Annotated in this window: 10 protein-coding genes; 6 read left to right on the top strand and 4 right to left on the bottom strand. The window is 71.9% G+C overall.

Annotated elements, in window-relative coordinates:
• Nucleotides 1–24: 24 nt before the first annotated feature.
• From treZ to glgX, 3 genes are read right to left on the bottom strand one after another with little or no spacing between them, the layout of a single operon-like run.
• A complete protein-coding gene (gene treZ / locus BJZ21_RS19190) occupies nt 25–1,800 on the bottom strand; it encodes a malto-oligosyltrehalose trehalohydrolase (RefSeq protein ID WP_179665222.1) in 1,776 nt (591 codons plus the stop codon).
• The gene (gene treY, locus BJZ21_RS19185) at nt 1,797–4,139 is read right to left on the bottom strand and encodes a malto-oligosyltrehalose synthase (RefSeq protein WP_179665221.1); all 2,343 of its coding nucleotides are present in this window, start codon (nt 4,137–4,139) and stop codon (nt 1,797–1,799) included. Before treY ends, treZ begins: the two co-directional genes overlap by 4 nt.
• Nucleotides 4,140–4,147: 8 nt before the next feature.
• Nucleotides 4,148–6,337 (bottom strand): glycogen debranching protein GlgX, encoded by a 2,190-nt coding sequence (gene glgX / locus BJZ21_RS19180; RefSeq protein WP_179665220.1) that lies wholly within the window; start codon nt 6,335–6,337, stop codon nt 4,148–4,150.
• 174 nt (nt 6,338–6,511) lie between these two features.
• Between glgX and BJZ21_RS19175 the strand changes: the two genes are divergently transcribed.
• From BJZ21_RS19175 to BJZ21_RS19165, 3 genes are read left to right on the top strand one after another with little or no spacing between them, the layout of a single operon-like run.
• Nucleotides 6,512–7,969 carry an MDR family MFS transporter gene (locus BJZ21_RS19175; protein WP_343052227.1) on the top strand — a complete coding sequence of 486 codons (1,458 nt, stop codon included), beginning with the start codon at nt 6,512–6,514 and terminating at the stop codon, nt 7,967–7,969.
• 51 nt (nt 7,970–8,020) lie between these two features.
• Nucleotides 8,021–9,166, top strand: coding sequence for an acyl-CoA dehydrogenase family protein (locus BJZ21_RS19170; protein WP_179665218.1), 1,146 nt, complete (start codon nt 8,021–8,023; stop codon nt 9,164–9,166).
• A 55-nt stretch (nt 9,167–9,221) separates the two neighbouring features.
• Nucleotides 9,222–9,962, top strand: coding sequence for a VIT1/CCC1 transporter family protein (locus tag BJZ21_RS19165; RefSeq protein WP_179665217.1), 741 nt, complete (start codon nt 9,222–9,224; stop codon nt 9,960–9,962).
• A gap of 94 nt (nt 9,963–10,056) precedes the next feature.
• Here the strand turns inward: BJZ21_RS19165 and BJZ21_RS19160 are convergent, their stop codons facing one another.
• Nucleotides 10,057–11,073: a LacI family DNA-binding transcriptional regulator gene (locus tag BJZ21_RS19160; RefSeq protein ID WP_343052226.1), complete on the bottom strand. Its 1,017-nt coding sequence runs from the start codon at nt 11,071–11,073 to the stop codon at nt 10,057–10,059.
• A 105-nt stretch (nt 11,074–11,178) separates the two neighbouring features.
• Between BJZ21_RS19160 and BJZ21_RS19155 the strand changes: the two genes are divergently transcribed.
• From BJZ21_RS19155 to BJZ21_RS19145, 3 genes are all read left to right on the top strand, one after another.
• On the top strand, nt 11,179–12,480 hold the full coding sequence (locus BJZ21_RS19155; RefSeq protein ID WP_179665215.1) for an extracellular solute-binding protein: 1,302 nt from the start codon (nt 11,179–11,181) through the stop codon (nt 12,478–12,480).
• A gap of 82 nt (nt 12,481–12,562) precedes the next feature.
• Nucleotides 12,563–13,591, top strand: coding sequence for a carbohydrate ABC transporter permease (locus BJZ21_RS19150; RefSeq protein WP_218851565.1), 1,029 nt, complete (start codon nt 12,563–12,565; stop codon nt 13,589–13,591).
• The gene (locus BJZ21_RS19145) at nt 13,591–14,511 is read left to right on the top strand and encodes a sugar ABC transporter permease (protein WP_179665214.1); all 921 of its coding nucleotides are present in this window, start codon (nt 13,591–13,593) and stop codon (nt 14,509–14,511) included. Before BJZ21_RS19150 ends, BJZ21_RS19145 begins: the two co-directional genes overlap by 1 nt.
• Nucleotides 14,512–14,521: the final 10 nt, after the last annotated feature.

The following is a 14,521-nucleotide window of genomic DNA, read 5'->3' as shown; positions in this document are numbered from 1 at the left end:
CGACGCCGGGGGAGGCGGCGCAGCCTAGGCCGGCGCCACCAGCGCCCCGGCGTGCGGCGGCAGCGAGAGCACGCCGTCCTCGAGGTCGACGCCGTCGCCGGTGGTGAACAGCAGCCCCGCAGCAGCGTCGACGGGGAGGGTGGCGGGGGCGTCGCCGAAGTTGACCGCCATCGTCAGCGCACCGCGGCGCATCACGAAGGACCGGGACGCCTCGTCGACCGCGCACGAGACCGAGCCGAAGGCGGGGTCGGTGAGCTCGGGACGGGTGCGGCGCAGGTGGGCGAGCCGCCGGTAGGCCTCGAGCAGCCGGGCGTGCCGGCCCCGGCCGACCTCGTCCCAGTCCAGCTTCGACCGCTCGAAGGTCGCGGGGTCCTGGGGGTCGGGGACCACCGCGGGGTCCCAGCCCATCCGCTCGAACTCCTTGATCCGGCCCTCCGCGGTGGCCCGGCCCAGCTCGGGCTCGGGGTGGGAGGTGAAGAACTGGAACGGCGTCGACGCCGCCCACTCCTCGCCCATGAACAGCATCGGGGTGAACGGCCCGGCCAGCGTCAGCATCGCCGCGCAGCCGAGCTGGTGGTCGTCGAGCACCTCGGTGAGCCGGTCGCCGCGCGCCCGGTTGCCGATCTGGTCGTGGTTCTGGTTGCAGACCACCAGCCGCCAGGTGGGCATCACGTCGGTGGCGATCGGGGCGCCGTGGTCGCGGCCACGGAACGAGGAGTACGTGCCGTCGTGGAAGAAGCCCCGCTCGCAGACCTTGGCCAGTGCCGACAGCGGCTCGAAGTCGGCGTAGTAGCCGGAGGTCTCCCGGGTCAGCGCCACGTGCACCGCGTGGTGGAAGTCGTCGCTCCACTGCGCGTCCAGCCCGTAGCCGCGCGCCTCGCGCGGGGTGACCAGCCGCGGGTCGTTGAGGTCGGACTCGGCGATCAGCGTCAGCGGCCGGCGCTGGTGGGCCGACAGCGCGGCCGCCTCGACCGCCATCTCCTCGAGCAGGTGGGTCGGCGAGGAGTCCGACAGCGCGTGCACGGCGTCGAGCCGGAGCGCGTCGACGTGGTAGTCCGCCAGCCACATCCGCACGTTGTCGAGGATGTAGCGCCGCACCTCCGCCGCGCCCGCCCCGTCGAGGTTGAGGTGGTCGCCCCAGGTGTTCGCGCCCTCGCTGGAGAGGTACGGACCGAAGCGGGGCAGGTAGTTGCCCGAGGGTCCGAGGTGGTTGTAGACGACGTCCTGGATCACGCCGAGCCCGGCCGCGTGGCAGCCGTCGACGAGCCGCTGGTAGGCCTCGGGGCCGCCGTACGGCTCGTGCACCGCGCCCCACAGGACCCCGTCGTACCCCCAGTTGTGGCGGCCGTTGAAGGCGTTGACCGGCATCAGCTCGACGAAGTCGACCCCGATCGAGACCAGGTGGTCGAGCCGGCCCAGGGCGGCGTCGAGGGTGCCCTCGGGGGTGAACGTGCCCAGGTGCAGCTCGTAGATCACCGAGCCGGGCAGCTGCCGGCCGGTCCAGCCGCGGTCCGTCCAGGAGAACGCGTCGGGGCGGAAGGTCCGCGAGCGGCCGTGCACGCCGTCGGGCTGGCGGCGCGAGCGGGGGTCGGGCAGCGGCGTGGTGTCGTCGTCGAGCAGGTAGCCGTAGTCGATGTCCTGGTCCCACACGTCGGGCACCGGCTCGGCCGGGGCCCACCAGTCGTCGGTGCCGCGGACCATCTCGACGACCTCGGCCGGGTCGCCGAGGGCCAGCCGGACCCGCTGGGGCCTCGGGGCCCACACGTCGAAGCGTCCGCGGGAGGTCGAACGGGGTGTCATGCATCCTCCTTCGTCAGCAGCGCCACGGGCAGCTCGGCCAGCAGGTCGGCGAGGCGTACGTCGCCCTCGAGGCCGCGACCCGGTCCGAGGGCGGACGTCCAGCGGCCGGCCGGCAGCGGGAGCACGGTGTCGGCCCAGCCGCCCCGCGCGGCCAGCCCCCGGGGCAGCCGGGTCACCACGGTGAGCGCCCCGCCGCGGTCGAACGCGAGCGCGTGGCCGGCGGCCGGGCCGGTGGCGGCCAGGCCGGCGTACGACGTGAACAGGTCGGCCCGGTCGCGCCGGAGCGTGAGGGCGGTGTGCACGACCCGCAGCTTGGCGGTGCCCGGGTCGTCGGCCCCGGCGGTCAGCCCGGGCCGGGCGCCGGCCCGGAGCTCGTCGAGCAGGCGGACGCGCCGCTCGAAGTCGACCGGGCGGCGGTTGTCGGGGTCGACCAGGCTCTGCTCCCACAGCTCGCTGCCCTGGTAGACGTCCGGCACGCCGGGCATCGTGATCGAGAGCAGCTTCGCGGCCACCGCGTTGCTCCAGCCGGCGCCGGCCACCGAGTCGACCAGCCCGGTGAGCACCTCGCGCACCCGCGGGTCGTCGTACGCCGCGTCGACGGCGGCGTGCACGGCCTTCTCGTAGGTCTCGTCCGGCGCGGTCCAGGTGGTGCGGTCGCCGGCCTCGCGCATCGCCTTCTCGGCGTAGGCGTGCAGCCGCTCCCGCGACAGCGGCCAGGCGCCCAGCGCGGCCTGCCACAGCAGGGCGGCGAACCCCGGGTCGGGCACCGGGGCGAGCTCGAGCAGCCGGTCGAGCGCGGCCTCCCACTCCGCGGGCGCCTCGGCCAGCGCGGTGACCCGGGCCCGCACGTCCTCCCCGCGCTTGGTGTCGTGGGTCGACAGCGTGGTCATCGCGTGCGGCCAGTCGCGCTGCCGCTCGCCCATCAGCTCGTGGAAGCGCTCCGGCGCCAGCGAGAAGACCTCCGGGTCGCCGCCGACCTCGTTGAGCGAGGTCAGGCGGGAGTAGCGGTAGAACGCGCAGTCCTCCACGCCCTTGGCCATCACCATCCCGCTGGTCTGCTGGAACCGCCTGGCGGGGTCCGCGGCGGGGTCGCCGAGGAGCGGCTCGAGGAGGTCGTACGCCGCGGCCAGGTCCGGCCGCCGCTCCCGGGCGCCGGCGAACGCCTGGTCGAGGTGCTCGCGTCCCTCCGGCAGGTAGGAGCGGTAGACCGGGAAGCAGGCCAGCAGCTCGGCGACCGCGTCGCGCAGCACTCCCTCGGCCGAGGCGCCCTGCTCGACCAGCGGCAGGCACTCCCGCACGATCCGCCGCACCTCCGACTGCAGCATCCCGTCGGCGACCTCGCGCTTGCGGTCGTGCACCAGCTGCGGCCAGTCCACGGGCGCGCCGCGCAGCCGGGCCTCGAGCGCGTCCAGCGCGGGCTGTGCCGCGGGGTCGGTGAGCACCCGGTCGACGTGGGCCAGCGCGTCGTAGCCGGTCGTCCCGGCGGTCGCCCAGGACCGCGGCAGCTCCTCGCCGGGCTCGATGATCTTCTCCACCAGCACGTAGCCCTCGCCGGTGAGCCCGGCGAGGTCCTCGAGGTACCCCCGCGGGTCGCGCAGGCCGTCGGGGTGGTCGACGCGCAGCCCGTCGACCAGCCCCTGGTCGAACCAGCGCCGGATCTCCACGTGGGAGGCGGCGAAGACCTCCGGGTCCTCCACCCGCACCCCGGCCAGGGTGTTGACGGCGAAGAAGCGCCGGTAGTTCAGCTCGGCGTCCGCGCGCCGCCAGGACACCAGCTCGTAGTGCTGGCGCGCGTGCACCGCGTCGGGGTCCGTCCCGTCCGCCGCGCCCGTCCCGTCGGCCAGCGGGTAGCGGTTGTCGTGGTAGCGCAGCTCGTCGCCCACCACCGTGAGGTGGGCGATCCCGCCGTCGGGCAGCAGGTCGTCGTCGCCGACCACGGGGATCCGGATCCGGCCGTCGCCGGCCGCCCAGTCGACGTCGAAGGCGGGGGCGTACGCCGAGCCGCGGCCCCGGCGCAGCAGGTCCCACCACCAGCCGCACTCGACGGGGGTCGCCACCCCGACGTGGTTCGGGACGATGTCGACGAGCACGCCCATGCCGAGCCGCCGCGCCTCGGCCGAGACCGCGGCGAGCCCCTCGGCGCCGCCGCGGGACGCGTCGACCCGGTCGTGCGCGACCACGTCGTAGCCGTGGTCGCTGCCGGGCTCGGCGGCCAGGATCGGCGAGAGGTAGACCCAGTCGACGCCCAGCGCGTGGAGGTAGGGCAGTCGCCGGGCCGCCTCGTGCAGGTCGTGGTCGGCGGTGACCTGGAGCCGGTAGGTGCTGGTCGGTGCGCGCATCGACCCGCTCAGCCCTGCCCCGCCTGCGCGGCCACGGACGCGGCCACCGAGTGGTCCGGCTCGGCCTCGGGCTGGCTGTGCTGCTGGAGCACCATGAGGCTGTGGGTCTCCAGGGGCAGCGTGCCCCCGGCCTTGAGTGGCCCGGAGCCGTCGGCGGCCCCGCCGGTGTCGATGACGACGTCCCAGGCCGCGGCGTACTCGTCCGGCGGCAGGGTGACCTCGGCCGGGCCGTCGGCGTTGAAGTAGAGCAGGAAGTGGTCGTCGACGATGGGCTGCCCGCGCTCGTCCCGGCCGGCGATCCCGTCGCCGTTGAGGTACATGCCGATCGCCTTGGACTCGCCGTGCCAGTCCCCGTCCTCCATCGGCCGGCCGTCGAGGTGCAGCCAGACGATGTCGTTGAGCCGCTCCTGGCCGGGCTCGCCGATGCGCACCGTGGACCCGGTGAAGAACCGCTTGCGGCGGAAGGTCGGGTGCTCCTTGCGCAGCCGGGCGACCGCCGCGGTGAACTCGACCAGCGGGTTGTCCACGCGGTCCCAGTGCAGCCAGCTGATCTCGGAGTCCTGGGCGTAGGTGTTGTTGTTGCCGTCCTGGGTGCGGCCGAGCTCGTCGCCGTGCAGGATCATCGGCACGCCCTGGCTCAGCAGCAGCGTGGCGAGGAAGTTGCGCTGCTCGCGGGCGCGGGCGGAGAGGATCTCGGAGTCGTCGGTGGGGCCCTCGACGCCGTGGTTCCAGGACCGGTTGTGGCTCTCGCCGTCGTTGTTGTCCTCGCCGTTGGCGTCGTTGTGCTTCTCGTTGTAGGAGACCAGGTCGCGCAGCGTGAACCCGTCGTGGGCGGTGACGAAGTTGATGCTCGCGACCGGGCGGCGCCCGGAGTGCTCGTAGAAGTCCGAAGAGCCCGCGATCCGCGAGGCGAACTCGCCCAGCGCCGGCTCGCCGCGCCAGAAGTCGCGGACGGTGTCGCGGTAGGCGCCGTTCCACTCGGTCCACTGCGGCGGGAAGTTGCCGACCTGGTAGCCGCCGGGGCCGATGTCCCACGGCTCGGCGATCAGCTTCGCCTGGCTGACCACCGGGTCCTGCTGCACGAGCTCGAAGAACGTCGCCAGCCGGTCGACGTCGTAGAACTCGCGGGCCAGGGTCGCGGCCAGGTCGAAGCGGAAGCCGTCGACGTGCATCTCGGTGACCCAGTAGCGCAGCGAGTCCATGATCAGCTGCAGCGAGTGCGGGTGCCGCACGTTGAGGCTGTTGCCGGTGCCGGTGTAGTCCATGTAGTAGCGCTTGTCGTCCTCGACCAGGCGGTAGTACGCCGGGTTGTCGAGGCCCTTGAAGCTCAGCGTGGGACCCAGGTGGTTGCCCTCCGCGGTGTGGTTGTAGACCACGTCGAGGATCACCTCGATGCCGGCGGCGTGCATCGACTTCACCATCGACTTGAACTCCTGCACCTGCTGGCCGTCCCGGCCGGGCTCGCGGGACGCCGCGGCGTACTCCGAGTGCGGGGCGAAGAAGCCCAGGGTGTTGTAGCCCCAGTAGTTGCGCAGCCCCTTGTCCAGCAGCGTGCTGTCCTGCACGAACTGGTGGACCGGCATCAGCTCGATCGCGGTCACCCCGAGCTTGGTGAGGTGCTCGGTGATCGCCGGGTGGGCGAGCCCCGCGTAGGTGCCGCGCTGCTCCTCGGGGATGTCCGGGTGCAGCTGGGTCAGCCCCTTGACGTGGGCCTCGTAGATGACCGTCTCGTTGTAGGGGATGTCGAGGTGGCGGTCGCCCTCCCAGTCGAAGAACGGGTTGATGACCACGCCGTGGGTCATGTGGCCGGCCGAGTCGTCGTCGTTGCGCGAGTCCTCGTCGCCGAAGTCGTAGCCGAACAGCGACTGGTCCCAGTCGATCTCGCCGGCGGTCGCCTTGACGTAGGGGTCGAGCAGCAGCTTGTTGGGGTTGCAGCGCAGCCCCTGCGCGGGGTCCCAGGCCCCGTGCACGCGGTAGCCGTAGTGCTGGCCGGGCTGCACGCTCGGCAGGTAGCAGTGCCACACGAACGCGTCGACCTCGGTGAGCTCGAGCCGGGTCTCCGCCCAGCCGCCGTCGCCGTCGTCGTCGAACAGGCACAGCTCGACGCGGTCGGCGACCTCGCTGAACACCGCGAAGTTGGTGCCGCTGCCGTCGAACGTCGCGCCGAGCGGGTAGGCGGCGCCGGGCCAGATCTCCATCGGAGTCACTTTCGCGAAGAGGGGGCGGGCCCCTGAGGGAGCCCACTTTGGAACGATCAAAGCACACGACCGCACGGGGCCATCCCCGCGCGATCTGCCTCCTCTTACCCGCTCCGGGCGCGCCTGAACCAATCGGTGGGAATGAATCGCCGGCGGGTCGCGGTTCGATCCCTCGTGACCGCCTCGCCTCCCGCCCCCGGCATCTCCCGCGCCTCGGTCGGCCTGCGCAGCGAGCGCGGCCCGGTCCTGCTGGCGGTCATGCTCAGCACCGGGCTGGTCGCGATCGACGCCACGATCCTCGCCACGGCGGTCCCGGCGGTGGTCTCCGACCTCGGCGGCTTCACCCAGTTCCCGTGGCTGTTCTCGGTCTACCTGCTCGCCCAGGCCGTCTCGGTCCCCCTCTACGGCAAGCTCTCGGACCTGGTCGGGCGCAAGCCGATCATGCTCGTCGGGATCGGGCTGTTCGTCGTGGGGTCGCTGCTGTGCGGGGTGGCCTGGAGCATGGCGGCGCTGATCGTCTTCCGGGTGCTCCAGGGCCTCGGGGCCGGTGCGGTGCAGCCGGTCGGCATGACGATCATCGGCGACATCTACTCCACCGCCGAACGCGCCAAGGTGCAGGGCTACATCGCCAGCGTGTGGGCGGCCGCCTCCCTCGTCGGGCCGACGCTGGGCGGGTTCTTCGCCGACTACCTGTCGTGGCGGTGGATCTTCTTCGTCAACCTGCCGATCGGCGTCGCCGCCGTCTGGATGCTGAGCCGGAACTTCCACGAGCGGCTCGAGCGCAAGCGGCACCGCATCGACTACGCCGGCGCGACGCTGCTCGCGCTGGGCGGCACCGTGCTGCTGCTGGCGCTGCTCGAGGGCGGGGTGCGCTGGGGCTGGGGCTCGGCGATCAGCGTGTCGCTGTTCGTCGCCTCGGCGGTGCTGCTCACCGCGTTCGTCGCGGTCGAGCGGCGGGCGGCCGAGCCGGTGCTGCCGATGTGGGTGCTGGGGCGCCGGGTGCTCAACGCCACCAACGCCGCGGCGCTGGTCGCGGGCGCGCTCACGCTCGGGCTCTCGTCGTACGTGCCGCTCTTCGCGCAGGGCGTGCTCGGCACCGGCGCGGTCGTGGCCGGGTTCGCGCTCGCGGCGATGACGATCGGCTGGCCGATCGCGGCCTCGGTGGCCGGCCGCTTCTACCTCACCGTCGGCTTCCGGGCCACGATGCTGATGGGCTCGGCGTTCGCGGTGGTCGGCTCGGCGGTGCTGCTCACCGTCGACGGCTCCAGCACCGTGCTGCACCTGGCGCTGGCCTGCTTCCTGATCGGGGTGGGGCTGGGCTTCGTGGTCAGCCCCTCGGTCGTGGCCGCCCAGTCCTCGGTGACCTGGCGCTCGCGCGGCGTGGTCACCGGGACCTCGATGTTCGCCCGCTCCGTGGGCAGCGCGGTCGGCGTCGCGGTGTTCGGGGCGATCGCCAACGGCGTGGTCGCCCGGCGCCTCCACGGCGCCCCGACGGACCTGCAGCACCTGCCGGCCGGCGTGCTGGAGCCGGCCGTGCACGCGGTGTTCATCGCCTCGACCGTCGTGGCGGTCGCGATGGTCGCGGCGGCGGCGCTGATGCCGGCCCGGGTCGAGGAGCCGGAGGCCGACTGACGGCCTCGGCCGCCTCGGGCGCGCTTCCTACTCGGCAGTAGGATCCGCGGCATGAAGCGCTCCATCTACGACGAGGACCACGAGGCCTTCCGTGCGTCCGTCCGCGAGTTCCTCGAGCGGTCGGTGCTCCCGCACGTCGAGCAGCACGCCCGGGACAAGGCGCTGCCGCGCGAGTTCTGGCTGGAGGCGGGCAAGCAGGGCTTCCTCGGCCTCGAGATCCCCGAGGAGTACGGCGGGGTGGCCGCCGGTGACTACCGCTTCAACGCGGTGCTGCTCGAGGAGCTGAACAAGGTCAACGCCGCCCTCGGCTCGTGCGTGGGCATCCACGCCGACATCGTGGCGCCGTACCTCGTCGAGCTGACCACGCCGGCGCAGCGCGAGCGCTGGCTGCCCGGCGTCGCGAGCGGGGAGATCCTGGCCGCGATCGGTATGACCGAGCCGTCCGGCGGGTCCGACCTCGCGGCGCTGAAGACCACGGCGGTCCGCGACGGCGACGGCTGGGTGCTCAACGGCTCCAAGACCTTCATCACCAACGGCTACTCCGCCGACCTGGTGGTGGTCGCGGCGCGCACCTCCCCGGAGAAGAAGGCGCGCGGCATCACCCTCTTCGGCGTCGAGACGAAGGCCGAGGGGTTCTCCCGCGGCCGCAAGCTCGACAAGGTCGGCCAGGACGAGTCCGACACCGCCGAGCTGTTCTTCGAGAACCTCCGGGTCAGCGACGACGACATCGTCGGCGAGCTCGACAACGGCTTCATCCACATGATGCAGAACCTGCCGCAGGAGCGGCTCGGCTGCGCGATCTCCAACCTCGCCCACGCGAAGCAGATCCTGCTGGAAACCCTGGACTACGTGAAGGAGCGCAAGGCCTTCGGGGCGCCCGTGGGGTCCTTCCAGCACAACAAGTTCCTGCTCGCCGAGCTGGTCACCCAGGTCGACGTCACCCAGGCCTACGTCGACGAGTGCGTGGTCGCCCACGCCGCCGGCGAGCTGACCCCGATCGACGCCGCGAAGGCCAAGTGGTGGACCTCGCAGGTGCAGAACGAGGTCCTCGACCACTGCGTGCAGCTGCACGGCGGCTACGGCTTCATGAACGAGTACCGCGTGGCCCGCGCCTGGCGCGACGCCCGGGTCTCGAAGATCTGGGCCGGCTCCAACGAGATCATGAAGGAGCTGATCGGCCGCGACCTCGGCCTCTGATCAGCCCAGGCTTGCCTTGCTTGCGAGGCCCCGCGCCGCCGACAAGGATCGCCCCATGACCTCTGACCCCGTCCCGGCGGACCTGCAGGCCGGCCCCCACGAGGACGAGCCCCACGAGGGCGGCATCGGCAACCGGCTGAACTGGCTGCGCGCCGGCGTCCTGGGCGCCAACGACGGGATCGTGTCGACCGCGGGCATCGTGGTCGGCGTCGCGGGGGCCACCAGCGACCGGACCTCGATCCTGATCGCCGGGGTCGCGGGGCTCGCCGCCGGCGCGCTGAGCATGGGGGCGGGGGAGTACGTCTCGGTCAGCACCCAGCGCGACTCCGAGCACGCGCTGCTGGAGAAGGAGCGCCGCGAGCTCGAGGAGGAGCCGGAGGAGGAGCTGTCCGAGCTGGCCGGCCTCTACATCGGGAAGGGGCTCAGCGAGGACCTCGCCCTCGAGGTCGCCCGCCAGCTCACCGAGCACGACGCGCTGCGGGCGCACGCCGAGGCCGAGCTCGGCATCGACCCCGACGACCTCACCAACCCCTGGCACGCCGCCTGGGCCTCGATGCTGTCGTTCACGGTCGGGGCCCTGCTCCCCCTGCTCACGATCGCGCTGGTGGCCACCGGCGCCCGGGTCCCGGTCACCGTGGTCACCGTGGTCCTCGCCCTCGCCCTCACCGGCTGGATGAGCGCGAAGTTCGGCTACGGCTCGACCCGGGCGGCGGTCCTGCGCAACGTGGGTGGCGGCCTGTTCGCGATGGTGGTCACCTATCTCATCGGCGCGGCGATCGGCACCCAGATCGGTTGAGTTGGGCCCGCCACCGGGTTGAGTTGGGCCCGCCACCGGGTTGAGTTGGGCTTGCCACCGGGTTGAGCTGGCGTCCCTGCCGGGGAGGCCCGCCTCAACCGGTGGGGGCGCGGCCGGTGGTGGAGCGGACGACGAGCTCGGGGCGGAACAGGTACTCGTGGGAGGGGGTCGGCTGGCCCTCGATCGCGTCGGCGAGCGCGGCGACGGCCGCCTGCCCCATCACCTGGACGGGTTGGCGCACCGTGGTCAGCGGCGGGTCGAAGAACTGGGTGAGCCTGGAGTCGTCGAAGCCGACCACCGAGACGTCGCCGGGCACCTCCCGGCCGGCCTCGCGCACCGCGCGTACGGCGCCCAGCGCCATCGGGTCCGACCCGCAGACGACCGCGGTGGCCCCGCGCTCCAGCAGCCGGCGGGTGGCGGCGGCCCCGCCCTCGAGGGAGTAGAGCGCCTCCTCGATCCAGCCCTCCGCCTCCTCGGGCGACTGGCCCAGGCGGCGGCCCAGCGCGGCCACGAACCCTTCCCGCTTGCGCAGCGCCGGCACGTAGCGGCGCGGCCCGATGGCCAGCCCGATCCGGGTGTGGCCGAGCTCGGCGAGGTGCGAGACCGCCAGCGTCATCGCCTCGTGCTCGTCGGTGGAGAGGAACGGGGCGTCGAGCTCCTCGGCGTGGCCGTTGACGAACACCACGGGCAGCCCCCGGGCGATCAGCGCGTGGTAGCGCTCGTGGTCGGCGGCCCGGTCCGCGTGTCGGCCGGAGACGAAGATGATGCCGGCGACCCCGTGGTCGAGCAGCGACTCGACGTACTCGTCCTCCGAGATCCCGCCGGGCGACTGGGTGCACAGCACCGGCGTGTAGCGGCGCGAGGAGAGGGCGTCGTCGATGACCTGCGCGAACGCCGGGAAGATCGGGTTGTCCAGCTCGGGGACCACGACCCCGACCAGGCCCGAGCTGCGCCGCCGCAACCGGGTCGGGCGCTCGTAGCCGAGCAGGTCGAGGGCCACCAGCACGGACTGGCGCGCGGCCTCGCTGACCCCGGGCTTGTCGTTGAGGACGCGACTGACCGTCGCTTCGCTCACGCCCGCCTCGACGGCGATCTCGGCCAGGGTTGCCACCCGCCAATGAAACTCGATCGGCCGGCTTTCTGCAAGAGCTTCCATTTCTTGCAAAGTTCTTGCTAACGTCACGCGACCTTCATCACAACCCAAGGGAGCACCTTCATGCGCCGCACCTTGCCTGCGCTGGCCGGCACCGCCGCGCTCGCCCTCGTCCTCGCCGCCTGCGGCGGGAACAGCTCGGACGAGAAGTCCTCGGCGAACCAGCCCGCCGCGAGCAGCACCGACCCGGCCAGCCTCAAGGCCGACCTGACCTGGTGGGACACCTCGGACCCGAGCACCGAGGGTCCGGTCTACGACGAGCTGATCAAGAAGTTCAACGAGCAGTACCCGAACGTCAAGATCGACCACCAGATGGTCCCGTTCGGCGAGGCGCAGAACAAGTTCAAGACGGCCGCCCAGTCGGGCTCCGGTGCCCCCGACATCCTGCGCTCGGAGGTCGCCTGGACCTCGGAGTTCGCCTCGCTCGGCTACCTCTACTCGCTCGACGGCACCCCGCTGCTGGAGGGCAACGACTACCTCTCGGCCCCGCTGTCGAGCAACGTCTACGGCGGCAAGACGTACGGCGTCCCGCAGGTCACCGACACCCTGGGCCTGATGTACAACAAGAAGCTGCTCGATGAGGCCGGCGTCGACGTCCCCACCACCTGGGACGAGCTGAAGCAGGAGGCGCCGATCATCAAGAAGAAGACCGGCGCGACCGCGATCGCGCTCGGCAGCGGCGGCTACTACCTGCTGCCGTTCATCTACGGCGAGGGCGGCGACCTGGTCGACACCGACGCCAAGAAGATCGTCGTGAACAGCGACGCGAACGTCAAGGGCATGCAGACCGCCCAGGACCTCGTGCAGAGCGGCGCGTCGGTCAAGCCGGTCGCCAACGATGCCGACGCGACGCTGCAGACCCTCTTCCAGGACGGCAAGGTCGCGATGATGATCAACGGCCCGTGGACGGTCTCCGCCGTGGAGAGCGCCAAGGGCTTCGGCGGCCTGGACAACCTGGGTGTCGCCCCGGTCCCGGCCGGCTCCGCGGGCGCGGGCGCCCCGGTGGGCGGTCACAACTACGTCATCTACTCCGGCATGGACGAGAACAAGGCCCAGGCCGCGATCGCGTTCGTGAAGTTCATGACCTCGGCCGACTCCGAGGCGTTCACCGCCGACCAGCTCGGCACCCTGCCGACGGTCGAGTCGGCCTACGCCAAGGTGACCAACGAGAAGGTCTCGATGTGGCAGGACGCGATGAAGGTCGCGCACCCGCGTCCGTGGATCCCCGAGGGCGGCCTGTTCTTCGCGCCGCTCGACGTGATGGGCACCAAGGTCATGGTGCAGGGCGTGGACCCGAAGAAGGCGCTGGACGAGGCCGCCGCCTCGTTCAAGTCCGACGTGGTCCCGGACTACTCCGTCCAGTGACCCCCGGTCGTCCGCGGGGCCCGGTGCGCCGGGCCCCGCGGGCGGCGCCCCCCGCCTGAACCCGCAGTTCACTGGAGACCCGATGTCCGTCACCGATGTCACGCCCGAACCCACCGCGCCACCCGAGCCCGGGACCCGTCGTACGCGACGTGAGCGGGGCCGCCTGCGCCGCAGCTTCGACCGGCACTGGTACGCGTGGGCGATGGTGCTGCCGACCGTCGCGGTGCTCGGGCTGCTCGTGCTCTTCCCGCTGGTGCAGGGTGTCTACCAGTCGTTCACGAACCTCAACGAGTCCAACCAGCGCAGCGAGATCTGCACCAAGGTCCTCGGCGGCGCCGAGACCTGCACGCCGAACCCGCACGCGGCGAAGTTCGTCGGCCTGGACAACTACATCGACGTGCTCAGCGGGCACCGCGGCCAGTTCTGGCTGCAGTTCAGCAACACCCTGGTCTGGACGGTCAGCTGCGTGGTCCTGCACTTCGCGATCGGGCTCGGCCTCGCGGTGATGCTGAACCGGAACATGCGCGGCCGGGCGTTCTACCGGGTGGCGCTGATCGTGCCCTGGGCGGTCCCGGCGTTCGTGGCGGCCTTCGCCTGGCGCTTCCTCTTCGACCAGCAGTTCGGCCTGATCAACGCGGTGCTGCCGCACCTGGGCCTGGACCCGGTGGAGTGGTACGCCAACCGCTGGACCTCGTTGTTCACCGCGATCACCACCAACGTCTGGCTGGGCGTGCCGTTCATGATGGTGGCGCTGCTGGGCGGACTCCAGGCGATCCCCGGGGAGCTCTACGAGGCGGCCGAGATCGACGGCGCCACCCCGTGGCAGCGATTCGTGAACATCACGCTCCCGGGGCTGCGCCCGGTCAGCTCGACGGTGATCCTGCTGGGCACGATCTGGACCTTCAACATGTTCCCGATCATCTACTTCGTCACCCGCGGCCAGCCGGCCGGGCAGACCGAGATCCTGGTGACCGGCGCGTTCCGCGCGGCGTTCGAGGGCGTGCGCAACTACTCGCTGGCCGCGACCTACGGCGTCCTGATCCTCTCGATGCTGACCCTCTACGCCGGCATCTACCGCCGGGTCCTCGCCAAGCAGGGAGAGGTGTTCTGATGAGCTCGCCGCGCGCCATCGAGGTGCTGCCGGAGGTCGCCGGCCCAGGCCCGGACCGGGGGACCGGCCGGACGAAGCAGGTGCGTCGCCGCTCGCAGCGCTCACCGCTGGCGAGCCTGGCCCTGCACGGCACGCTGGCGCTCGCGACGTTCATCGCGTTGTTCCCGGTGGCCTGGGTGCTGCTCAGCTCGTTCAAGCCCGCCTCGGAGATCCGCAGCTCGCAGATCCAGCTGATCGCCGACCCGTCCCTGGACAACTACCGCCAGGTGCTGTTCCACACGAACTTCCCGTCGTGGTTCCTCAACTCCGTCATCGTCGCGGCGTTCACGATGGTGATCGGCATCTCGATGTCGGCCCTGGCGGGTTACGCGATGAGCCGGTTCAACTTCCCCGGCCGGCGGGGGCTGATGTGGGTCTTCCTGCTGACCCAGATGTTCCCGGTGGCGATCCTGATCGTGCCGATCTACACGATCATGGCCAAGCTCGGCCTGATCGACACCAAGGCGTCGCTGGTCATCGCCTACTGCACGGTGGCGGTGCCGTTCTGCGCCTGGATGCTGCGCGGCTACTTCGACACGATCCCCAAGGAGCTCGACGAGGCGGCCGCCCTCGACGGCCTCGGCCCGTTCCGGACGTTCTGGCGGGTGGTGCTTCCGCTGGCCCGCCCCGGGCTGGCCGTGACCGCGTTCTACACGTTCCTCACGGCGTGGGGCGAGGTCGCCTACGCGATCGCGTTCATGCAGACCGACGACCACTACACCCTCGGCGCGGGCCTGCAGCAGTTCGTGCCGCAGTTCCAGCCGCGCTGGGAGCTGCTCACGGCCGGGGCGGTGCTGATCACGATCCCCGCCGGCCTGGTGTTCTTCATCGCCCAGAAGCACCTGGTCGCCGGCCTCACCGCGGGCGGCACCAAGGGCTGACCCGGGGCTG

Origin of the sequence: Nocardioides panaciterrulae, from assembly GCF_013409645.1 — a bacterium.
Classification (GTDB): Bacteria; Actinomycetota; Actinomycetes; order Propionibacteriales; family Nocardioidaceae; genus Nocardioides; species Nocardioides panaciterrulae.
Note: the sequence above shows the minus strand (reverse complement) of the source record. Positions and strands in the feature narration are given on the sequence as shown.

Excerpts from the sequence above, each read along its gene's own strand:
- BJZ21_RS19150 (WP_218851565.1), top strand. The coding sequence starts at position 12,563 with ATGTCCGTCACCGATGTCACGCCCGAACCCACCGCGCCACCCGAGCCC.
- BJZ21_RS19165 (WP_179665217.1), top strand. The coding sequence starts at position 9,222 with ATGACCTCTGACCCCGTCCCGGCGGACCTGCAGGCCGGCCCCCACGAG.
- BJZ21_RS19170 (WP_179665218.1), top strand. The coding sequence starts at position 8,021 with ATGAAGCGCTCCATCTACGACGAGGACCACGAGGCCTTCCGTGCGTCC.
- BJZ21_RS19145 (WP_179665214.1), top strand. The coding sequence starts at position 13,591 with ATGAGCTCGCCGCGCGCCATCGAGGTGCTGCCGGAGGTCGCCGGCCCA.
- BJZ21_RS19155 (WP_179665215.1), top strand. The coding sequence starts at position 11,179 with ATGCGCCGCACCTTGCCTGCGCTGGCCGGCACCGCCGCGCTCGCCCTC.
- treZ (WP_179665222.1), bottom strand. The coding sequence starts at position 1,800 with ATGACACCCCGTTCGACCTCCCGCGGACGCTTCGACGTGTGGGCCCCG.
- treY (WP_179665221.1), bottom strand. The coding sequence starts at position 4,139 with ATGCGCGCACCGACCAGCACCTACCGGCTCCAGGTCACCGCCGACCAC.
- glgX (WP_179665220.1), bottom strand. The coding sequence starts at position 6,337 with ATGGAGATCTGGCCCGGCGCCGCCTACCCGCTCGGCGCGACGTTCGAC.